Here is a 20,760-nt window from a genome sequence, read left to right as displayed (position 1 = left end):
CTCCGAGCCAGATTGACTAACGCATGCCCCCTGCGCCTGGCGCATTTTTCTCCTTGATTTTTTCGCTTCAGCCGCTATGATCATTTTAGTTATCAAAAGATAAATAACGGAACGAAGAGGACGCATTATGGAGATTTCCGGTGAGCATCGTATCCCCGCAGCACGAAATCAGGTCTGGGAAGCGCTCAATGATCCGGCGGTGCTGCAGGCCTCGATCCCCGGTTGTGAGGCCTTGGACAAGGAATCAGACACCACCTTCACCGCCCGGATTGTCAGCAAGATCGGCTCCATCAAGGCCCGCTTTAATGGCAAGGTAGACTTCTCCGATATCAACGCACCGCACAGCTACACCATCTCCGGCCAGGGCCAGGGCGGCATGGCTGGCTCCGCCAAAGGCTTGGCCCGCGTCGAACTGGAGGAGAGCGGGCCGAAGGAGACCGTGCTGCGCTACACCGCCAATGCGGAGGTGGCTGGCAAGCTGGCCAGTGTGGGCAGCCGGGTCATCCAGGGCGTGGTTCGCAAGACCGCGGATGATTTCTTCCGCAATTTCGTCGAACAGGTCAGCGGCGGTCAGGCGTCCGCGGACACCGCAGCAGGGTCAGCTCAACCGACCGCAGTCATTAAGCGCCTGGGCTGGATCATCGCAGCCGGCGTTCTCGTCGCCGCGGCGGCCGGCGCCCTTATGCTGCTATAGCGAAAGCTGCCGAGACCCTCTTCCCCAATTACAACAGGAGAGCAAGCATGGCTGGTTATTGGATCGCTCTGGTCGACGTTCACGACCCTGAGGCGTATCAGGAATACGCCAAACGTGCCACGTTAGCGATCGAGAAATTCGGCGGCCGGCCAATGGCCCGCGGCGGCCGTAAAGTGGCCCTGGAAGGCGCCGAGCCCCCTGGGCGGGTAGTGATCATCGAATTCGACAGCATCGAGCAGGCCCAGGCTTGCTACCACTCCCCGGACTACCAGGAAGCGCGCAGCTACCGAGCTGAAGCGGCCGATGGCCAATTCATGGTCGTGGAAAGCCTTGCCTGACCATCCTCTCGAGGGGGTGGCCCGAGACACCGCTCCCCCGAGGGGGCTGCCGACGCCAGCAGCCACGCCAACTCTTCCGTCAGAACCGGCGCCAGCTCCAGCGGGCTGCGTCCGCGCATGGAAGCCGAGTTGTCCAGCAACAGACTCACCACGGTATCGCGCTGACACCGAGCGGCCCGCTGGTGGTAGGGCAGGGTCCAGTCCGGGCTGGTAACCTGCCGGTGCAACTGGCGCGGGTCCAGGCGTCCTTGCTTCTGCAGATCGCGCCAGCCGGCACGCGCAGGTTGCTGTCGATGCCGAAGACCTCATGCACATTGCACCAGACGTCCGGGTGCGCCGTGGCGAGTACCGGGGCAGGGCGTTCACGAAGCCCTCGCCGCGCCCCGCCGCAGCTGCTCCAGGGCGGCGGGCGTGTCCACATCCAGGAGCACACCAGCCCCCTCCACGGCCACTTCGGTTACCAGGTCCTCATGGCCCCCGATCAGGCTCCGCGCGCCCCGGTCTCCCTCTAGACGCTGTAGCTCGGCGAATAACTGCCGACCCAGCAGCACCGGGTTGCCACGCTTGCCCTGATAAGTCGGCACACAGATCGCCCGGCCTTCGTTGGGGTCGAAGGCGGCCTGTAGACAACCTAGATCCCTCGGGTTGACTCGCGGCATGTCCCCCAGGGCCACCAGTACGCCGTCGATCTCGTCGGGCAGGGCGCACAGTCCCGCCCGCAGGCTGCTGGAGAGCCCCTCGGCGTGGTCGGGGTTGTGGACGACCATCACGGGCAGGTCTTCCGTCGCCTGGATGACGGCCTCGGCCTGGTGGCCGACCACCAGATAGACAGGTGCTGCACCGCTTTTCACCACCGCGCGCACCACATGCCGCACCAGCGCCTCGCCCCGCCAAGGCTGGAGCAGTTTGTTGGCCTGGCCCATCCGGCGTGAGCCACCGGCCGCCAGCACCAGGCCAGCGACACGGGGGCGCTGGAGCACCCCATTGCGGTGCTCGCGACGCCAGTCCTGGGCGCGGCTGAGCAGTTGCAAATCGTCCAGGGGAACCGGTTGTTTCATTGGCCCACGGCCTCCGGGATAGACGGTGATGTCGTTTGCTGTTCGTGAGGGCAAGCCCCGGCACGACCAGTGGGCCATGTCCACCTCAGCCGCTGGTCTCTGCCCTCAAGTACGGTGTTCACCGACCTGGGGATAGACCGCCCTCTTCGACGCAGCACGTGCCGAGGAAGCAAAGGCAGGACAGGGACCGCTCTCGCGTCAGGTATGCCCTCAGACCAGGGCCAGAGTCAGCGGTGGGAACGCCGCAATCAGCGCCAGGACGACGAGCATCACCCCGACGTATGGCAGCACCCCGCCGAAGATGGACTCCACCGACACACGCTCGTCATTGAGTGTGGATTTCACGGTGAAGATCGAGATGCCGAAGGGCGGTGTCAACAGGCCGATCTCCACCGCAATCACGGTGATGATGCCGAAGTGGATCAGATCGAAGCCGAAGTCCACGGCAATCGGAGCCGCGATCGGGGTCATCACCAGCAGGATCGAGGTCGAGTCCAGGATCATGCCCATCAGCAGCACGATCAGCACGTACAGCGCCAGGAAGCCATAAGGACTCAGACCGGCATCCAGCACCAGATCCGAGATAGCCATGGGCACACCAGCCATGGCAAGCATACGGCTATAGAAGAGTGCGGCGATCAGCAGAATCAGGATGCTGATGGATACGCCACCGGTCTCGCGCAGCACCTCCCACATCCGCTTCAGCGTCAGCGAGCGTCGCAAAAGAGCGATGACGAAGGCACCAAAGGCCCCCATGCCGCCCGCTTCGGTAGGCGTGAAAAAGCCGCTGTAGAGCCCGCCCAAGACCAGCAGTACCAGGGTGATGATGGGCAGGGACTTGCCCGCCATCTGCTTGCCGGTGAGCCGTGGCTGAATCCGCCGGGCGTCGCCCAGTTCCCGCAGGCGCTCGACATCGAACACGAAGCGCGGGGCAAACAGCGCCAGCAGCACAATCATCCCCACGAAGCTGAACGCCAGTATCACGCCCGGGATCAGCCCGGCAATGAACAACTTGCCGATGGACTCCTCCGCCAGCACACCGTAGACGATAAGCAGCAGACTCGGCGGCACAAGCATACCCAGCACCGAACTGCCCGCCACGGTGCCGGCGGCGAAGGCCTTGCGATAGCCATGGCGGGCCATCTCGGGAACCGCCACCTTGGTGAACACCGCCGCCGAGGCGATGGAAACGCCGGTTACGGCGGCGAATACCGTGTTCGCCGCCACTGTGGCCACCCCCAGGCCGCCGGCTACGCGTCGCAGCAGGGTCTCGGCGACGTCGAAGGTGTCCTTGCCGATATTGGAGATACTGACCAGCAAGCCCATCAGGACGAATAATGGGATGGTGGCGAAGATGTAGCTGGATATGCCGCTATAAGCCGACATGTACATCATCTGCAGGGCCAAGTCGAAGTTGTCCCGGATGACCCATATGCCGACGAAGGCCACTGTCAGCAGGGCCACGGCAATATGCATTCCCATCAGCACCAGCAGGACAAGTGTGCCGATCACCAGGGCGGTGAGGCCGAGATCGCTCATCAGGAAGCCCTCGTTGTATCGGCCGATCCCCGACACAGCAGAACCGGAATCAGAAACAGGTAGGCCAGGCTCGCCATCGCTGCCCCGATCAATGCCAGGACGCGGAAGGGCCAGCCCGGAATCATGTAGAGGCCACGCACGCCGTAGAACTCGTTGCTCTGCCAGGACTGCACCAGCTCCGGCCAGGCGACATAGGTCAGCAGCGCGAACATGACGCTGCCCACCAAGGCGTACACTACATCCAGCGCCAGCCGCAGCCGCGGCAGGCGGCGGCCGATCATGTCGATCAAGAAGCCCGCGCGGGTCATGCGGCCACCGAGGATGCCCGCTCCCAGTTGCAGGAAGACAATGGCCGCCACGGACAGCCCGGCGAACTCGGCGACACCCGTCAGCGGCGTGTCGAGAAAGTTGCGCCCGGCGACATCCGCCACTACCAGCCCCATCAGGACGAAGATCCAGAATGTGCCGAGGGCGGCCAGCAGGTCAGCAAGGCGCACGAACCAGCCGACACCGGACGGCGTTGCGTTATGCGTGATGCTCATGGCGAGCCTCGTATCGTGACTTGGAAGAAGGCCGCGCCGGCCGGCGCGGCCCTGGTACCATGGCCGGCTTAGCGGGCGGCGGCGTCCCAGGCGCGCAACGGCTCGACGCCGTTCTCGCGCAGCTTGTCGAAGTAGGCCTTCAGGACCACCTCGGCATCTTGGCCATTGGCCTCCAGCCACGGGCCGACCAGGTTCGGCAGGCCGTCCACCCAGCGCTGCTTCTCGGTGGCCGGCAGCTCATGGATCACCAGCCCCTCTTCCTGCATCTTGGCCAGCCACTCCTCGGCGGTCCTGGCGACATGCTCGCCGTGACGCTCGGACGTGATCCCGCCAGCCTCGCGGAACGCGGCCTGGACATCCTCCGGCAGGCCGTCGAAAAAGCGCTTGTTGACAGCCACGGCACCGAAGGCCATGGAGCCGAAGCCGACACGGGTCAGTTCCGGTGCGACCTCTTGCACCCGGGCCGGGCCGATGCCGCTGGCGAAGGACAGGGTGCCCTCGGTGACGCCGGTCTGGATGTTGGTGTAGTAGGTGGTCAGGCCGCCATCGACGGGGATGGCACCGGTACCCTTGAGCCAGTTGGCGGAGGTGCCGGGGGCGTTCAGGCGCATGTTCTGGATATCGTCCAGCGTTTTGATCTGACTGGTGCCGTAGATGTCGTAGCTGTCGGTCACCAACGTCGACAAGTGCACCAGGTTCTCCCTGTGCCAGCTGTCGCGCAGTTCCGGCAGGTTCTGGCTGAGGTCGTCGAAGATCTGGATGATCAGCTTGTGATCGTCGGTGGCGAACGGGGTGTAGTAGGTGACGTTCTGCAGCGGCAGGTCGGATTCTTCCCAAACGGTGCCGATCATGCCGACGTCGACGATACCGTCCTTCACCGCCTTGCGGGTCTCGGAGAACTTATACAGGGTGCCGCCGTAGTTCTCGCGCCAGCGGATTTCGTAGTCTCCGCCCTGCTCTTCCAGGAGGCGGTCTACCTCGGGCTGGAAAACGTTCTTCATTGCCCACACCCAGATGTTCTGAACCGGGTGGCTGGAACCGATGTTGACGGTGATGCGTTCTGCCGCAACGGCGTTGGTGCTTGCGAGCCCCACACCCAGGGCAAGCGCACCGGCAAGGCCGGCCTTGAATAGTTTCATTGTTATATCCTCCAGTTGCAGACGACCGTCACGCTGGACGGTACCCTCTGCCTCGGCAAGGGAGGAGCGACTATTCCCGGGCGGACCTACAGCCGACTCGACTGATCTGACAATGCAGTGAACTGCCGAAGAATCCTATGCTCCTCCTCCAAGACGAGACACCCCAGTGTGGCGCCTCTTGCCGTGGCATAGATCGAATCATCTGTTAATCGTTCGATAAATTCAAGCATGCCACCTGAATGAAGCGCGCTGCTTTGCCGCTGGCCTGCGCGGTGAACGGCTTGGTGCGTTGGCGTTTGATCTCCAGGCACTGGCAGAGGGGCTGAACCGGCTGGATCGGTATCGGTAACAGCCACCGTTGTCGGTCAGCACGCAGGGGAAGCGAATGCCCAGGCTGGCGTAATACCGTAAGGTCCAAATCAGGGCGAGGCAGGCGCTCCAGCACCGTTCATCCGGATGGACGGTGCTGAACGCCAGTTGTGAGTAGCCATCTATCGCTGCGTTACATATTCCCAGCTGGCGCCACACGTATTCTGCTGGCGATAGGCTTGGCGACGCTGAATGATCGCTTTCACGGACTTCGCATCTGTCGCCAAGGGGCTAGGGGCGTGACGAGCGACCCTGATGGCAAGCGCTCTCCTCTTCGCGGAAACGGCGCAAGCACTTGTAAACCGTCCTCACGCTGATTCCCTGGGGCTGCGCGACCTCTTCAAGCCACAGCGCCTCCACCAGCACTTGGTAAACCAACAGGGCTCGACCATGCGGCGTAAAACGGTATCTATCGAAAATCACATCCAGAGGGCTACGTTATTGCCGCGAAATCCTGGCGCAAGTGATTGACCAGGCATTGCACCGCCCGCGGCACCTGCCGCGTCCACGGCCGAATCGCGAACAACTGATCGCCGAAGAAGCCCACCGGCTTCCAATCCGGCAGCACCTGCGCTAGCCGCCCGGGCCGGAGCTCATCCACGGCAGTGAAGTCCGGCAACAGACCGATACCCAGCCCGCCCAGCACCGCCTCCCGCAGCACCTCGCTGTTGTTGGCTTTAAACCGCCCGCCGACCGGCACACCGACCCGCTCGCCACGCTTACGGCCGGACTCGCGCTCGAAGCTCCAGCTCTGGGCGCTGCCGTCACGCAGATACATCAAACACTCGTGGCGGCTGAGATCTGCCGGGTGCCGGGGCACTCCGTGGCGCTCCAGGTAATCGTGGCTGGCTACCAGCAGAGAGCGTGACTCCCGCAGGACCCACGCCACATGGGTCTCCGGCACGGTTTGGGCGTGGCGGATGGCCAGATCGAAGCCCTCCTGGGCGAGATTGACGAAGCGATCGGAGAGATCGAGCTCCAGCCGGATCTCCGGATAGCGCTGCAGGAAGGCCGGTATCATCGGGGCAATACGTTGGCGCCCCAGCGCCACCGGGGCGCTCAACCGCAACAAGCCGCGCGGGTTGCCGGCCAGGTCCTTGACGCTGGAAAGGCTCTGCTCGATGCGGACGAAAGAGGGCTCAATGTCCTCCACCAGTTGCAGCCCGGCGTCGGTGAGCACCACTGAGCGGGTGGTCCGGCGCACCAGCGGCACGCCGACGGCACGTTCAAGGCTGGCGATGCGAGTGCTTACCGAGGCCTTGGAGACACCGAGCCGGCGTGCCGCCTTGGTAAAGCTGCGCACCTGGGCCAGCACGGTCAACAGATGCAAGTCATCGAGAAGTGGGGAATTTTTGCGAGCAGACATGGCACATCTTAGTTATGGCACACGGCCATTTGTTTATAAAAGTAAACAGTGTAATCAGATATTCGCGATTGTGCAGCAAGGCTTCCCCGCCTAGGCTGAAGACCAAACCAATCGCAAACGGAGTCAAGTTCATGGGTGTTTCCAACTCCACCTCTCAAATCACACACAATGACGTCGCTCAGCATTGGATCGACGGCCGCGCGGCACCGAGCACCGGTGAGCGCACCCAGGACGTCTTCAACCCGGCCACCGGAGAGGTAAGCCGCCAAGTAGCACTGGGCAGCGTGCAGGACGTCGAAGCCGCAGTCGCCAGCGCCAAGGCTGCTCTTCCAGGCTGGTCAAAGCTTCCGCCGATTCGTCGCAGTCGCATCCTCAACAACTTCCTGGCCCTGCTCAACGAGCACCGCGACCAGTTGGCCGAAATCCTCACCCACGAGCATGGCAAGGTGTTCACCGACGCTCAGGGTGAGGTGACTCGCGGTATCGATATCGTGGAATTCGCCCTGGGTATCCCGCAGCTGCTCAAGACCGACTTCACTGATCAAGTCTCCACCGGTATCGATAACTGGACGCTGCGCCAGCCCCTGGGTGTGGTCGCCGGCATCACTCCGTTCAACTTTCCGGTGATGGTGCCCTGCTGGATGTTCCCCGTGGCTATCGCCTGCGGCAACACCTTCGTGCTCAAGCCCAGCGAACGCGACCCCTCGGCCGCACTGTACATGGCCGAGCTATTCAAGCAGGCCGGACTGCCCGACGGCGTCTTCAACGTCATCCAAGGTGACAAGGTCGCCGTGGACGCGCTGATCGATCATCCGGACGTGAAGGCGGCTAGCTTCGTCGGCTCCACTCCGATCGCGCACTCCATCTACCGGCGCGGCGCCGAGCAAGGTAAGCGCGTGCAGGCGTTGGGCGGCGCAAAGAACCACATGGTGGTGATGCCCGACGCCGACCTCGACCAGGCGGTCGACGGTCTGATCGGCGCTGCCTACGGCTCCGCCGGCGAACGCTGCATGGCCATCTCGGTGGCGGTACTGGTGGGTGACGTCGCCGACAAGATCATGCCCAAGCTGGCCGAGCGGACGAAACAGCTCAAGATCAAGAACGGCATGGAACTCGATGCCGAGATGGGTCCCATCGTCACCCGTCAGGCGCTGGAGCGGATCCAGGGCTACATCGAAGACGGCGCGCAGAGCGGCGCCGAACTGCTGGTTGACGGCCGCATTGACGCCGACGGCAACCCCTTTACGGTGCCTGGCCATGAGGGGGGCTTCTGGATCGGCGGCACGCTGTTCGATCACGTCACCCCGGAGATGCGCATCTACAAAGAGGAGATCTTCGGACCGGTACTGGCCTGTGTGCGGGTGAAGGATTTTGCCGAGGCGGTGGACCTGATCAATGCCCACGAGTTCGGCAACGGTGTCGCGTGCTATACCCGCGATGGCAACGTCGCCCGCGAGTTCGGCCGGCGCATCGAGGTGGGCATGGTCGGCATCAACGTGCCGATTCCGGTACCCATGGCTTGGCACGGCTTCGGCGGCTGGAAGAAGAGCTTGTTCGGCGACATGCATGCCTACGGCGAAGAGGGCGTTCGCTTCTACACCAAGCAGAAGTCGATCATGCAGCGCTGGCCCGAGAGTATCGCCAAGGGCGCCGAGTTCGTGATGCCGACGGCGAAGTAATAACCGCAGGTTGTTGGGCGGCCACCCCGCCCTTTTTTGGGTTCTTCGCAGAAGAACGTAAAACGGGCACAACCAGAGGTCAAAGCAGGATAGAGAAACGGCGGAAAGTCCGAAAAAGCTGATATTCGCCAAAACCTCAGCCTGCGGACATCGCCGTTGATCTTACCTGGCATTTGTGGACACCGATCTAGGCGATCATCCGGGCCTCTGGGTTGATCTGCACTGTGCCGGCGCTGCAGGTTGTCGTCCAGCTCGATGTACTCGAATACCTGCCGCCGCATAGCTTCCCTGGTTGAAAATCACTCGCCATGGCTTGCCTCTACCTTGAGACCGTGGAATAAGTGATCGGCACAGGCATTGTCACAGCAGTTACCCTTGCGCGTTCATGCTGCACGTTATTCGACATCCGCGAGGCCGCCGCCCGGAAAAGTGGTGTTACGACCTGACTTATCAGGCGAGCTCCTGGTTGCCTCGTACATGTTCGCCCTCTTCCTGCGCGATACCATAAATTCTTACATGCGCATGCCAGCCCGTGTGGTTCGCAAACTTACGCCCCGTGATAGCCGTCCTCTTCAGGGTTCTCGTGGTCCCCCCGGGGCAGTTCACCAACCCAGGCCATGGCAGCGGCACGATCATGCCTGGCAAAGGTGCCGACCTCCACGACCTTGAACAGCCGGTCTTCCAGATGAGCAATATGCTTGACCCATGACTCGTCGGTGACTATAGCGGCCCGGTAGTAGTGATCGAGATCACCGAGTTGGGTCAGGCCATAGCCGATATCCTTCATCAGGGCGGGCAGCGTCATCCAGCGCAGGTCGTCGAGCTCGGCCATCAGGCTGACCCTGGGATGGGCCCGCTTGGCGGCCTCGATGGCATCGATGGCATACTGCAACTCCTCGGCGGTCACGACGCCACCCGCCTTTATCGCCACGACATGGTCCGCCGGATGTGAGATGAGGTCCAACATGGGCGTTCTCCTTGAGTGTAAGAGAGAAGCTAAGCGCCTCGGTCGCGCATTGACTCTACCAATGCTCACAGGGCGCAGCAGGGAGCGCACGAAAATGACACTGCCGCCCGCCAGCATCTGACTACAGCATGAGTCGCACAGCGTGATCCAGTGCCTGCGCGCGCCACTCAGCAAGGCGGATATGGCGCCACTGACTCGGCAGGGCAAGGGGAATGCCCTGGCACTGTAGCGCGGGGCCGACCAGAATACGCAGAAGATCTGCGTCGAGCCCGCGAGGCGGTCGCCCCTAGTAGACCAGGTCGTTCTCCTCGTCACCGGTAAAGCGCTGCTTGTTGCGATAGGGATAGACGTCGATGACGCGGCCGTCGATGATCGCCTGTTGCAGCCCCTTCCAGTAGTCGGCATCGAACAGCTCCGGGTGAAGCTGATAGAAAAGCTTGCGCAACCTGACGTCGGCGAAGAGGAAGGGCCCGAATTCTTCGGGAAAAATATCATTGGGCCCCACCGAGTACCAGGGCTCGTCGGCCAACTCCTGTTCCGGGTATATCGGCTCCGGGATATGCCGGAAGTTGCACTCGGTGAGATAGCTGATCTCGTCGTAGTCGTAGAACACCACCCGGCCATGGCGGGTCACCCCGAAGTTCTTGAGCAGCATGTCCCCGGGGAAGATATTGGCGGCGGCCATCTGTTTGATGGCGTTGCCGTAGTCCTTGAGCACCGCACGGGTCTCGGCCTCGTCACACTGCTCGAGGTAGAGATTGAGCGGGGTCATCATGCGCTCGGTGTAGCAGTGCTTGATGATGACCTTGTCGCCGCGCAAGTAGACGGTGGAGGGCGCCACCTTCAGAAGGTGTGCCAGGCAATCGGGATCGAAGTGGTCCTGGCGGGCAATGAAGTTGGAGAACTCCTGGGTATCGGCCATCCGCCCCACCCGGTCGTGGCGCTTCACCAGGCGGTACTTCTCGCGGACGTTCTCGCGGGACATGTCCTTGCTCGGATCGAAACGATCCTTGATGATCTTGAACACGGTGCGAAAAGAGGGCAGCACGAAGACGGCCATGACCATGCCACGCACCCCCGGGGCGATGATGAACGTGTCCTCGCGCCGTGCCACCTGGCGGTTGAGGGCGCGGAAGAACTCTGTCTTGCCGTGCTTGAAGAAGCCAATGGCAGCATACAACTCACCCTGGGGCTTGTCGGGCATCAACTCCTGGAGGTAGTGCACGAACTCGCTGGGCACCACCACCTTCACCTGGAAGTAGGCCCGGGTGAAGGAGAAGATGATCGACACCTCGTCGGGCTCGATCAGCACGGTATCCAGGTGCAGTCCCTCGCCCTTCTCATGCAGTACCGGCAGTACCAGCGGCACCTGCTGGCCACCGCCCAGCACCCGCCCGACCAGATAGGCGCCCTTGTTGCGGTAGAAGACACTCTTGATCAGCTCGATCTCGGCCTCGGGATCCTCGAAAATGGCGCCGGGAAGCAGCCGCCGGAGCATCTCGCTGCCCAGCGCCGCATCCCGCGCCAGGTCGACGAAGGGCGTCTCGAAGCGTGCCTCGCCCAGGGCCCAGCTCAGCCCCGCCGCCCAGTCTCCGCCCACCCGCTGGTGGCGACACAGCTCGAGGCCGGAGTGGTGCGCCGCCCGCTCCCGGGAGCTGTAGACGAACATCCAGTCGTTGCGGATGTGCCGGTGGTGAAAGAGCGAACAGAACATCGAGTTGAAGAAGGTCTCGGCCAACTCGTAGTCCAGCCGCTGGTCGATCAGCTCGGCATAGTGCTGCCGCGCCTCCCGCCAGCACTCGCAGTGGGTCAGCAGATCATCGTCGAAGATGCGCCTCAGCCTGGCCAGCGTGTCCTGGACCTTCTCGTCATAGAGGTCGATGCGCTCCGCCGAGGCCTGCTGGGCCTCGCGCCAGGCGGCATCCCGAAAGCGGCGGCTGGCGTCCGCGGTGATCTGCTTGAAGCGCGAGCGATACTCGTCGAAGCCATGCAGCACGGTGGCAGCGAGGTGGTAGGCGGGTGAATGCTTCATGTTCGGGCTCCGGGCAACGGTCCCCCAGCATGACGAATTGTGCACCGCAGGGCGAGCCGACCATGGTGGCGATCCAGGCGGTTACCACCGGCCTCACCCGCCCTCGCCCAGGGCCAGCACATACACCAGCGCGCGCCACAGGCTCCAGCCATCCCGCCAGTCCGGCGACACCGACACGTGTTGCAGGGCCCCGGCCTCGAAGAGGCGCGCCTGTCCCGGCGGCAGGGCATCGCGCAGGCGTCGGCTGTGGCTGATCGGGATCACCCTGTCCTGCGGGCCGTGGATCAGCACCAGCCTGGCCTGCAGGCTGTCGAGCGAGCGCCGGGAGGGGTCCAGCGCCTCGAGCTCCCTCACCAGCGAGGGCGGCAGCCTGGCGATCAGGGCCTCCACGCGGCCCGGGTCCTGGTTGGTCACCAGCGCGTAGAGCGCCCTCCCCGATGCCCCCAGCCGACGGGCCTCCCTGGCCACCGGCGCCTCAGAGTCCGCCAGACGCCGGCGGGCCATGGTCCCCAGCAATGTCCGGTCCCGTTCATCCTCCAGCCAGTGCAGCTGGCTCAGCAGCAGGGCCCAGCGTGCCTCCCGCTGCGGAGGGGGTGCCGCCCGGCCGGCACCGCCGCGGTCCTCGCCGGTAGTGACATAGCGCAGCATGTCCGTCATGTCGTAATAGCCGCCCACGGCCACCACGAAGCTCACCGCCGAGGCCACCTCCTCGTCCATGGCGGCGATCAGCGCCGGCCCTACCGCGAAGCTGACCGCCGCCACCGCCGTTTGCGACGGCGCCTCGGGCCCCGCCCGGGTGGCGTGGCGAATGGCATCGACGATCGCCGCCACCTCGCGTGTGCTGATGGAGTAGTCCCGCAGCCCCTCGAGTTCCGGTACCATCACCCTGAAGCCTACCCGGCCGAGGGTCATCGCCAGCGCCACCAGGCGCGGATCGCGGCGGCCCTGCTCGGTGAAACCATGTACCAGAATCAGCGACCCCCGGTGCGGCTCGGGTGGATGATAGACATCCGCCTGGTAGGCGCGGCCCTGCTGCACATACTCGAGCCCCTCCCGGCGGGGTGGTTCGGTACGACGCTTCAGCCGGCTCTCTTCGCTGCCCACGGAGAGGTCACCCAGCACCAGCAGGGCCTGATGGTGGCGGTTCAGGGTGGCACAGCCTGACAGCAGGGCGGGGAGCAGGCTCAGCGCCATCAACAGGGTCCCCAGAAGTCGACGAGATCTCATGTCGACCAGACTAGCGGCCATGCTGACCTCTCGCCGGACTTTCGCGGTCGCGACGGGGGACGGACGGGATGACAGCACGCGGCCAGCCGGCGACAATAGCGCCCCCTAACCCCCTGACGGTGCCCCGATGACAGCCGCGCTGAGCCTTCTCCATCAGGATGACCACCTTGTCGCCGTGCACAAGCCGGCCGGCCTGCTGGTGCATCGCAGTGCGCTGGCCCGCGGCGAGCGCGACTTCCTGCTGCAACGGCTGCGCGACCAGCTCGGTCGTCGGGTCTATCCCGTCCATCGCCTGGACCGCCCGACCTCCGGGGTCATCGTCTTCGCGCTCGACTCCGAGACCGCCGCGAGCCTCCAGGCGGCCTTTACGGCGCGTCGGGTGGAAAAACGCTACCTGGCAGTAGTGCGTGGCATCGGCCCGGACCAGGAGCGGCTGGACTACTCGCTGCGCGAGGAGGATGGTCGCCGCCCCAAGGCCGAAATGCCCGCCATGGAGGCGGTGACCGAGGTCCGCCGGCTCGACAGCGTCGAGCTGCCGGTCCGGGTGGATCGCTATCCCCAGAGCCGCTACTCGCTGATGGAGGCGCGGCCGCTCACCGGACGTCGCCACCAGATCCGCCGCCACCTCTCCCGGCGCGGCTACCCGATCATCGGCGATGCCAAGCACGGCAAGGGCAACCATAACCGCTTCTTCGCCGAGCGCCTGGAATGCCCGCGGCTGCTGCTCGCAGCGGTGGGCCTGGCCTTCGACCACCCGGTGAGCGGCCGACACCTCGACCTCTGCTGCCCCCTGGATGCCTGCATGACGACGCTCTTCGAGCGCTTCGGCTGGTCGGGCCACCTGCCGGCGCCGCTCCGACACCACGACCGCCCGAGCATGATGCCATGACCGATTCCGCTGCCTTCACTACCTCCACCGCTGGCCCGGACGACGACGATGCCCGCTTCGGCGGCATCCGTCGGCTCTATGGCGCCCGCGCCTTCGAGCATTTCCGCCACGCCCACGTGGTGGTGGTGGGCGTGGGCGGTGTGGGCAGCTGGACCGTGGAGGCCCTGGCACGCTCCGGCATCGGCAGGCTGACCCTGATCGACCTCGACGACGTCTGCGTCTCCAACGTCAACCGCCAGCTGCATGCCCTGGATGGCACCATCGGCCGCCCCAAGGTGGAGGTGCTGGCCGAGCGCTGCCGGGCCATCCAGCCGGGCATCGAGGTGGTGGCCGACACCGCCTTCGTCACCCCCGCCAACTTGGCCAGGCGCATCCCGACCGATGCTGACCAGCTGGTGGACGCCATCGACAACGTGGTTGCCAAGGCGGCGCTGATCGCCTGGTGCAAGCGTCGCAAGCTGCCGATCGTGGTGACCGGTGCCGCGGGTGGCCAGACCGACCCGACCCGCATCCGCGTGGCCGACCTGACCCGCACCGAGCACGACCCGCTGCTCGCCAAGGTGCGTGCCCGGCTGCGTCGTGACTTCGGCTTTTCGCGCAACCCCAAGCGGCGCTTCTCGGTAGAGTGCGTCTACTCGGACGAGCAGCTGGTCTATCCCGGCAGCGACGGCGAGGTGTGCTTCCAGAAGCCCGCCGACGGAGAGGCCACTCGGCTCGACTGCGCCTCGGGCTTCGGGGCGGCGACCTTCGTCACCGGCAGCTTCGGCTTCACCGCCGCCGCCCGGGTGCTGGCCCGGCTGGCAAAACAGGCCCGTGCCACGCTCTGATCACCCGCTTCAGACTACGTCTTGGGATCACGCCCTTGAGAACAGAGGAACACCCCATGGAACACCATTTCCCTCGCCCCGGCATCTATCGCCACTACAAGGGCTCACTCTACGAGGTCCTCGGCGTCGCCCGACACAGCGAGACAGAAGAGCCGCTGGTGGTCTATCGCGCCCTCTACGGCGACTACGGCCTCTGGACGCGCCCTCTGGACATGTTCCTGGAGACCCTCGAGGTCCAGGACGAGCCGGTTCCCCGCTTCGCCCTGGAGAAGGCGTTTCCCTGACGCAGGAGCGCCCCGCGACTTTCGCCGCGGGGCGCTCTCAATGCCCGAAAAATCGATGCGCTCGGGCGCTGCCGGGCGCTACTCCTCACCAGCCTCCTGCATCTGCTTCTGCATGTAGTTCTCGATGCCCACCTTGTCGATGAGGCCGAGCTCGGTCTCGATATGGTCGATGTGGTCTTCCTCGTCGGCAAGGATATCGCGGAAGAGGTCGCGGCTGACGTAATCCTTGACCTGCTCGCAGTGGGTGATGGCCTCGATGTAGTCGTTGCGGCCCTCGTGCTCGATCTTCAGGTCACACTCGAGCATCTCGCGCACGTTCTCGCCGATGTTCAGCTTGCCGAGGTCCTGAAGGTTGGGGATACCTTCGAGGAAGAGGATACGCTCGATCAGCTTGTCGGCGTGGTTCATCTCCTCGATGGACTCGTCGTACTCCCACTTGGCCAGCGCCTTCAGCCCCCAGTCCTTGTACATCTTGGCATGCAGGAAGTACTGGTTGATGGCCACCAGCTCATTGCCGAGTGCGGTGTTCAGGTGTTCGATGACCTTGCTGTCGCCTTTCATCACATTACCTCGATCACGGTTGTCAGGATGCTGTCTGCCAGCTAGGCATGGCCATCGAAAGCTGACCATCCCATACCATCACAGTCTAGGGAATGTCACACATGACTCAATCAAATCATGGACTTGTTAAAACAAAGGCGAACAATAGCGATTACCATCAGACAGCGTAGGCGAGCCCCTCGGCCGTGGCGCTCAGCTCGGCCCTGATCGCCTCGCGGGTGATGTCCTTGCCGGTGCAGGCACACTTGCCGCACTGGGTCCCGCAACCCGTCCGCTGCTGAACCTCGCGCCAGCTGCGCGCTCCGTCTGCGACGGTCTCACGGATTCGGTGGTCGGTCACCTTCTTGCAGAGACACACATACATAACATCACCTCACGCTGGCCATGAGGTAAATGTAAATGATTCGCATGGGTAGTCGCAAGCGAGATCCCGCGAAAACCTGGCGCCGATCAGCCCTGGCGCACCGCTCAACGACGCTTGGGAAGGACCACCACCCGGGTGCCGGAGGCGATGTCGGGCCAGCTGCGCTTCTCGGCATCGACGAGGATCCATAGGTACCCCAGACCAAAGGCGGCCAGCGAGATACCGGCCACCAGGAAACGCTGCAGCGCCTGGAGAGCGGTAATCGAGCAGCCATCGAGGGTCTGCACCCGCAGCCTCCAGGCCTGCATGCCCAGCGTCATGCCGCCGCGAGTCCAGAAGAAGGCGAAGAAGGCGAAGGCGCTGATGGCCAGCAGCAGGCGCAGCGAGAGCACCTGGGCAAGCCCCGTGCCCACCTGATCCGCCGGCACCTCCAGCACCAGCCGCACCACTGCCAGGTGAGCCGATACCACGACGATCCAGACCGCCAGCACCAGCAGGCCATCATAGAGCATGGCGCCCAGCCGCCGGCCGAGGCCGGCGGGCCAGACATCATCGAGTTGGTCGAAACGTCGTTGCATGAATCCCTCGGCTCAGCCAGTACGGCGTAATAGATAGAACCCCACCCCGGCACACAGCAGAGTCGGCGCCAGCACCGCCCAGGCCGGCGAGAAGCCGAATACCGTGGAGGCCGGCCCCAGCAGGTCCTGCAGGTACTTGAAGACCAGGCCGGTAACGACCCCATAGAAGACTCGCGTACCGGCGGCCACGCTGCGCAGGGGGCCGAACACGAAGGAGGCGGCCACCAGCACAAGTGACGCCATGGTCAGCGGCATCAGCATCTTCTGCCAGAAATAGAGCAGCGGCTGGGTCGCCTGCTGGCCCTGGTCGCGCAGGTAGCGGGCATAGGCCCACAGTTCGCTGGGCGCCTGGCTTTCCACGTCACGCAGCAACCGGTCGAGCTGGGCCGGCGTCATGGCGGTCTGCCAGCCCAGGATATCGTGGCGCGCGACCTCGGTGCGCGCCTCGAAAAAGCGAGTCACTGCCACGTCCTCGAGCTGCCAGTGGTCATCGCGCCACACCGCCCGTCGGGCGCTCGTCGCCTCGCGCAGGGCCCTGTCCTCGAAGCGGTAGCGGGTCAGGTCGAGCACGGTGTCATCGGCACGGATGGCCCCGAAGCGATAGAAGCTGTCACCCTCGCGCTGCCAGCCGCCGCGCTCGGTGAGCACCGCGCCCTCGCCCTGCATCTGCTCGAGGCGCCAGGCGCTGGCGAACTGCTCGGTGCGCGGGCTGACGAACTCGGCGATGACGAGAACCAACACGATCACCAGGATGATGGGCTTCATCACGCCCCAGAGGATGCGAACCAGCGAGCGACCCGCGCCACGCATCACCGTCAGCTCATTGCTCGACGCCATGCTGCCCAAGCCGATCAGCGCCCCGATCAGCACCCCCACCGGCGCATACTGGTAGAAGCGCCAGGGCAGACGCATCAGCAGGTAAAGCAGCACCTGGAAGGCGCCATAGTCGCCCTCCACGTCACCGAGATCGTTGATATAGGTGATCACCAGATCCAGGCCCAGCAGCACCACCTGTACCACGATGATGGCACCCAGCACGTTGCGGGCGATATAGCGATCGAGCCGGTTGGTGATCATCCGCTCATCCCCTTCTGCTGGGCCCGGGCCATCATCGCCAGGCCGATGGCCAGGAAGCCGCCATGGATTGGCCACATCCCCACCGCCACCGGCCAGCTGCCACGGCCGATGGCGTCCAGTGCCGCCAGCAGCAGACTGAGATAGGCCACATAGAGGAAAACGGCCGGCAGCAGCTTGGCAAAGCGCCCTTGACGCGGATTGACCCGAGAGAGCGGCATGGCCAGCAGGGTCAGGATGAAGACCATCAGCGGCAGACCCAGCCGCCACTGCAGCTGGGCCCGCGCCGGCTGGGTGTCATCGGCAAACAACGCTGGGGTGGTAGCGTACTCGGGCGCATCGAGTTCGGCGCTCTCTACCGCCCCCGAGAGACGCACCGCATAGGTGCCGAATTCCAGCCGCTCGGCCTCGGCTCGGCCGGGGTCGACGCTGTAGCGCTCACCGTCGGCAAGAACCAGGAAGCGGCTGCCGGTCTCGGGGTCGACGGTCTGATAACCGGTTTTAGCGCGGGTGACCACGCTCTCCGGGGTACCGTCACCGCGCGACTGTCGCTCGCTGATGAAGACCTCCTGCATCCGGCGCTGATCCTCGCTCATGGCCTCGGTATAGGCCGTGCGCCCGCCGCCGAAGTCCTGGAAGCGCCCCGGCGCCAGGGCGGAAAAGTCGAGCTGGCTGCGTTGTTCCTCGAGCAGCACCTCGTTGTGCAGGGCGCCGGCCGGGGTCAGCCAGAGGCTGCATGCCGCGACCAGGATTGCCACCAGGGTGGCAGGCACGAGGCTGACCTGCAGCAGGCGGTTGGGGCTGGTGCCGCAGGCTACCAGCACGGTGATCTCGCTGTTGAGGTAGAGCTGGCCATAGGCCAGCAGGATGCCCAGGAAAAACGCCAGTGGCAGGATCAGCTCGAGAAACCCCGGTAGGTGGAAGAGCATCAGGGTGCCGAGAATGCTCGCCGGAATCTCGCCTTCGGCGGCATTGGAGAAGTAGCGGATGAAGCGACTGCCCATGATCACCAGCAGCAGAACACCGGCCACGGCGGCCATGGTCAGCAGGATCTCGCGGGTCAGGTAACGGAATATGATCAACGCTGTCTCCCGGCCCGGCACCCCGCGGGGCCCGGCCATCTTCCATGCAATGACGCCTTGCCTTGGGTACACTGGGACGACTCGGCAACGTGCCGGCATTATCCAGAATCCCCCATCGCTTGTCTTGTGGAGCCACCATGGAATTCCCTGTTCAGACGGCCAACCCCGCCAAGGCCGAAACGGCCTGCCTCGTGGTACCGGTATTCAAGGACGGCAAGCTGCTGCCTGCCGCCGCCAAGCTCGACGATGTCAGCGAGCGGCTGATCGGCCAGCTGATCGAGCGCGGCGACTTCGATGCCAGGCTGGGCAATGTGCTGATGGTCCCCTTCGCCCCGGGGCTCAATGCCGACCGTCTGATGCTGGTGGGCCTCGGCGAGCGCGACAGCTGCCGGGAAAGCGCCTTTCGCAAGGCGCTGGATGCCGCCTTCACCGCCCTGGTGGCGCTGCCCGTCGAGGAGGTCGCCGTGGCCTTCACCGACGTGCCGGTGCCCGAGCGTGCCTGCGACTGGAAGGCCCGCATGGTGGCCGAGGCCGCTCACCGCGCCATCTACCGCTTCGACGAATTCAAGTCCGAGAAGGCCCCCGCGCCGCAGCTCGCCCGCGTCACCCTGCTGGTCTGTGAGCACGGCGATGCCGAAGCGGCTCGCCAGGGTGGGCGCATCGGGGACGCCATCGGCCAGGGCATGGCCACCACCCGCACCCTGGGCAATCTGCCGGGCAACATCTGCACCCCTCGCTACCTGGCCGAGCAGGCCGAAGCACTGGGCCATGCCGCCGGCGGAGCGCTGTCCGTGGAGATCCTCGACGAGGAGACCCTGGAGCGCCTGGGCGCCCACAGTCTGCTCTCCGTGGGCCGCGGCAGCGAGCAGCCCTCGCGGCTGATCGTCATGAAGTACCAGGGCGCCGAGAGCCCCGACGACGCCCCTCATGTGCTGGTCGGCAAGGGGATCACCTTCGACACCGGCGGCATCTCGCTCAAGCCCGGCGAGGCCATGGACGAGATGAAATTCGACATGTGCGGGGCGGCCAGCGTGTTCGGCACGGTCACCGCCATACTGGCCCTCAGACCCAAGATCAACCTGGTGGCCATCGTCGCCGCCGCCGAGAACATGCCCGATGGCCGTGCCACCAAGCCCGGCGACATTATCAAGACCCTCAAGGGGCTCTCTGTGGAGGTGCTCAACACCGATGCCGAGGGCCGCCTGGTGCTGTGCGACGCCCTGACCTACGCCGAGCGCTTCGAACCGGCCAGCGTTGTCGACATCGCCACCCTCACCGGCGCCGCCGTCATCGCCCTGGGCCACCATGCCACCGGCCTGCTGTCCAACGACGACGACCTGGCGCTGGACCTGCTGGATGCCGGCGAGACCGCCTGGGACCGCGCCTGGCACCTGCCGCTGTGGGACGAGTACCAGGAGCAGCTCGACTCCAACTTCGCCGACCTGGCCAACATCGGCGGCCGCCCGGCCGGCACCATTACTGCCGCCTGCTTCCTCTCGCGCTTCGCCGACACGTATCCCTGGGCGCACCTGGATATCGCCGGCACGGCCTGGACCTCCGGCAAGGAGAAGGGCGCCAGCGGTCGCCCGGTCGGGCTGCTCACCCAGTACCTGCTGGACCGGGAGGAGGAAACGCGCAGCGTGGAGAACGGCAACGAGCTCTAGATGACCCAGGTCGACTTCTACATCCTCCCGGATACCACCCTGGAAGCGCGTCTCGGTTTTGCCTGCCGGCTGGCCGAGACGATCTATCGCAAGGGCTACCGGCTGCACCTGCATGCCGAGGACGAGGTCATGGCCCGGGACCTGGACGACCGGCTATGGACCTTCCGGGCCGATGCCTACGTGCCGCACGCCCTGCTCGGCAGCAACCAGGAGGCGACGGTGCCGGTGACCATCGGCTGGCAGGACTTGCCGATGGCCGGTGAGCCGCCGCCCCAGGCGCTGCTCAACCTGCACCCCGGGATCCCCGAGTGGTTCTCGCGCTTCGAGCGGGTCGCCGAGATCATCAACCAGCACCAGGACGTGCTCACCGCCAAGCGCGCGTGCTGGCAGACCTACCGAAAGCGCGGCTACCCGGTCACCCCGCACCAGCTCAAGGTAAGCGCTCCATCAACCCCATCTTCTGCAGCTAAATAAGGTCCGTCAGACT

Annotated in this window: 23 protein-coding genes and 2 pseudogenes; 8 read left to right on the top strand and 17 right to left on the bottom strand. The window is 64.7% G+C overall.

The features are described 5' to 3' along the window. Positions 1–127: 127 nt before the first annotated feature. Entirely contained in the window at positions 128–694 is a 567-nt protein-coding gene (locus RI841_RS02520) for a carbon monoxide dehydrogenase subunit G (protein ID WP_310704015.1), read from the top strand. Between the two features lie 47 nt (positions 695–741). Further along, positions 742–1,032: a DUF1330 domain-containing protein gene (locus RI841_RS02515; RefSeq protein WP_310704013.1), complete on the top strand. Its 291-nt coding sequence runs from the start codon at positions 742–744 to the stop codon at positions 1,030–1,032. Positions 1,033–1,177: 145 nt separating this feature from the next. On the opposite strand, the gene RI841_RS16490 is transcribed toward RI841_RS02515, so the two are convergent. From RI841_RS16490 to RI841_RS02490, 8 genes and pseudogenes are all read right to left on the bottom strand, one after another. Beyond that, positions 1,178–1,453, bottom strand: a complete 276-nt coding sequence (locus RI841_RS16490; RefSeq protein WP_405000901.1) for a hypothetical protein — start codon at positions 1,451–1,453, stop codon at positions 1,178–1,180. Then, complete coding sequence (locus RI841_RS02510; RefSeq protein WP_310704011.1) at positions 1,395–2,090, bottom strand: nucleotidyltransferase family protein; 696 nt, start codon at positions 2,088–2,090, stop codon at positions 1,395–1,397. Before RI841_RS02510 ends, RI841_RS16490 begins: the two co-directional genes overlap by 59 nt. Positions 2,091–2,300: 210 nt before the next feature. After that, positions 2,301–3,629 (bottom strand): TRAP transporter large permease subunit, encoded by a 1,329-nt coding sequence (locus RI841_RS02505; protein ID WP_310704010.1) that lies wholly within the window; start codon positions 3,627–3,629, stop codon positions 2,301–2,303. After that, entirely contained in the window at positions 3,629–4,171 is a 543-nt protein-coding gene (locus RI841_RS02500) for a TRAP transporter small permease subunit (RefSeq protein WP_310704009.1), read from the bottom strand. The genes RI841_RS02505 and RI841_RS02500 overlap by 1 nt, the downstream gene beginning before the upstream one ends. Positions 4,172–4,239: 68 nt before the next feature. Beyond that, positions 4,240–5,310, bottom strand: a complete 1,071-nt coding sequence (locus RI841_RS02495; RefSeq protein WP_310704007.1) for a C4-dicarboxylate TRAP transporter substrate-binding protein — start codon at positions 5,308–5,310, stop codon at positions 4,240–4,242. 229 nt (positions 5,311–5,539) lie between these two features. Continuing rightward, positions 5,540–5,852: pseudogene (locus tag RI841_RS16485) on the bottom strand (IS481 family transposase); the annotation flags it as partial. A 58-nt stretch (positions 5,853–5,910) separates the two neighbouring features. Further along, positions 5,911–6,102, bottom strand: a complete 192-nt coding sequence (locus RI841_RS16480; RefSeq protein ID WP_405000900.1) for a leucine zipper domain-containing protein — start codon at positions 6,100–6,102, stop codon at positions 5,911–5,913. A gap of 10 nt (positions 6,103–6,112) precedes the next feature. Further along, positions 6,113–7,045: a LysR family transcriptional regulator gene (locus RI841_RS02490; protein WP_310704005.1), complete on the bottom strand. Its 933-nt coding sequence runs from the start codon at positions 7,043–7,045 to the stop codon at positions 6,113–6,115. Between the two features lie 131 nt (positions 7,046–7,176). Here RI841_RS02490 and RI841_RS02485 point away from each other — a divergent pair, with 131 nt between their 5' ends. After that, positions 7,177–8,724, top strand: a complete 1,548-nt coding sequence (locus RI841_RS02485) for a CoA-acylating methylmalonate-semialdehyde dehydrogenase (RefSeq protein WP_310704003.1) — start codon at positions 7,177–7,179, stop codon at positions 8,722–8,724. 221 nt (positions 8,725–8,945) lie between these two features. Here the strand turns inward: RI841_RS02485 and RI841_RS02480 are convergent. The 4 genes and pseudogenes from RI841_RS02480 to RI841_RS02465 form a co-directional block, all read right to left on the bottom strand. After that, positions 8,946–9,101 (bottom strand): annotated as a pseudogene (locus tag RI841_RS02480) (IS3 family transposase); the annotation flags it as partial. 170 nt (positions 9,102–9,271) lie between these two features. Continuing rightward, positions 9,272–9,691 (bottom strand): STAS/SEC14 domain-containing protein, encoded by a 420-nt coding sequence (locus RI841_RS02475; protein WP_310704001.1) that lies wholly within the window; start codon positions 9,689–9,691, stop codon positions 9,272–9,274. Positions 9,692–9,977: 286 nt separating this feature from the next. Beyond that, positions 9,978–11,723 (bottom strand): bifunctional isocitrate dehydrogenase kinase/phosphatase, encoded by a 1,746-nt coding sequence (gene aceK / locus RI841_RS02470; protein ID WP_310704000.1) that lies wholly within the window; start codon positions 11,721–11,723, stop codon positions 9,978–9,980. A 93-nt stretch (positions 11,724–11,816) separates the two neighbouring features. After that, positions 11,817–12,971, bottom strand: coding sequence for a hypothetical protein (locus RI841_RS02465; protein WP_310703998.1), 1,155 nt, complete (start codon positions 12,969–12,971; stop codon positions 11,817–11,819). A gap of 106 nt (positions 12,972–13,077) precedes the next feature. Between RI841_RS02465 and RI841_RS02460 the strand changes: the two genes are divergently transcribed. The 3 genes from RI841_RS02460 to RI841_RS02450 are packed head-to-tail and all read left to right on the top strand — an operon-like array spanning position 13,078 to position 14,950. Then, positions 13,078–13,839 (top strand): pseudouridine synthase, encoded by a 762-nt coding sequence (locus RI841_RS02460; RefSeq protein ID WP_310703996.1) that lies wholly within the window; start codon positions 13,078–13,080, stop codon positions 13,837–13,839. Further along, positions 13,836–14,666, top strand: coding sequence for a tRNA cyclic N6-threonylcarbamoyladenosine(37) synthase TcdA (gene tcdA, locus RI841_RS02455; protein WP_310703994.1), 831 nt, complete (start codon positions 13,836–13,838; stop codon positions 14,664–14,666). Before RI841_RS02460 ends, tcdA begins: the two co-directional genes overlap by 4 nt. Positions 14,667–14,722: 56 nt before the next feature. Next, positions 14,723–14,950: a DUF1653 domain-containing protein gene (locus RI841_RS02450; protein WP_310703993.1), complete on the top strand. Its 228-nt coding sequence runs from the start codon at positions 14,723–14,725 to the stop codon at positions 14,948–14,950. Positions 14,951–15,028: 78 nt separating this feature from the next. On the opposite strand, the gene bfr is transcribed toward RI841_RS02450, so the two are convergent. The 5 genes from bfr to lptF form a co-directional block, all read right to left on the bottom strand. Continuing rightward, complete coding sequence (gene bfr / locus RI841_RS02445) at positions 15,029–15,511, bottom strand: bacterioferritin (protein ID WP_310703992.1); 483 nt, start codon at positions 15,509–15,511, stop codon at positions 15,029–15,031. 157 nt (positions 15,512–15,668) lie between these two features. Further along, complete coding sequence (locus RI841_RS02440; protein WP_310703990.1) at positions 15,669–15,875, bottom strand: (2Fe-2S)-binding protein; 207 nt, start codon at positions 15,873–15,875, stop codon at positions 15,669–15,671. Between the two features lie 104 nt (positions 15,876–15,979). Then, on the bottom strand, positions 15,980–16,453 hold the full coding sequence (locus tag RI841_RS02435) for an RDD family protein (protein WP_310703988.1): 474 nt from the start codon (positions 16,451–16,453) through the stop codon (positions 15,980–15,982). 12 nt (positions 16,454–16,465) lie between these two features. Beyond that, positions 16,466–17,530, bottom strand: a complete 1,065-nt coding sequence (lptG, locus tag RI841_RS02430; RefSeq protein ID WP_310703986.1) for an LPS export ABC transporter permease LptG — start codon at positions 17,528–17,530, stop codon at positions 16,466–16,468. Beyond that, the gene (lptF, locus tag RI841_RS02425) at positions 17,527–18,609 is read right to left on the bottom strand and encodes an LPS export ABC transporter permease LptF (RefSeq protein ID WP_310703985.1); all 1,083 of its coding nucleotides are present in this window, start codon (positions 18,607–18,609) and stop codon (positions 17,527–17,529) included. The genes lptG and lptF overlap by 4 nt, the downstream gene beginning before the upstream one ends. 137 nt (positions 18,610–18,746) lie before the next feature. On the opposite strand from lptF, the gene RI841_RS02420 reads away from it, so the two are divergent. Then, complete coding sequence (locus tag RI841_RS02420; protein ID WP_310703983.1) at positions 18,747–20,273, top strand: leucyl aminopeptidase; 1,527 nt, start codon at positions 18,747–18,749, stop codon at positions 20,271–20,273. Further along, positions 20,274–20,747 (top strand): DNA polymerase III subunit chi, encoded by a 474-nt coding sequence (locus RI841_RS02415; protein WP_310703982.1) that lies wholly within the window; start codon positions 20,274–20,276, stop codon positions 20,745–20,747. It abuts the gene before it with no gap. The last annotated feature ends 13 nt before the right edge of the window (positions 20,748–20,760 follow it).

The sequence above is a fragment of the Halomonas sp. genome (assembly GCF_031581305.1).
GTDB lineage: Bacteria > Pseudomonadota > Gammaproteobacteria > Pseudomonadales > Halomonadaceae > Halomonas.
Note: the sequence above shows the minus strand (reverse complement) of the source record. Positions and strands in the feature narration are given on the sequence as shown.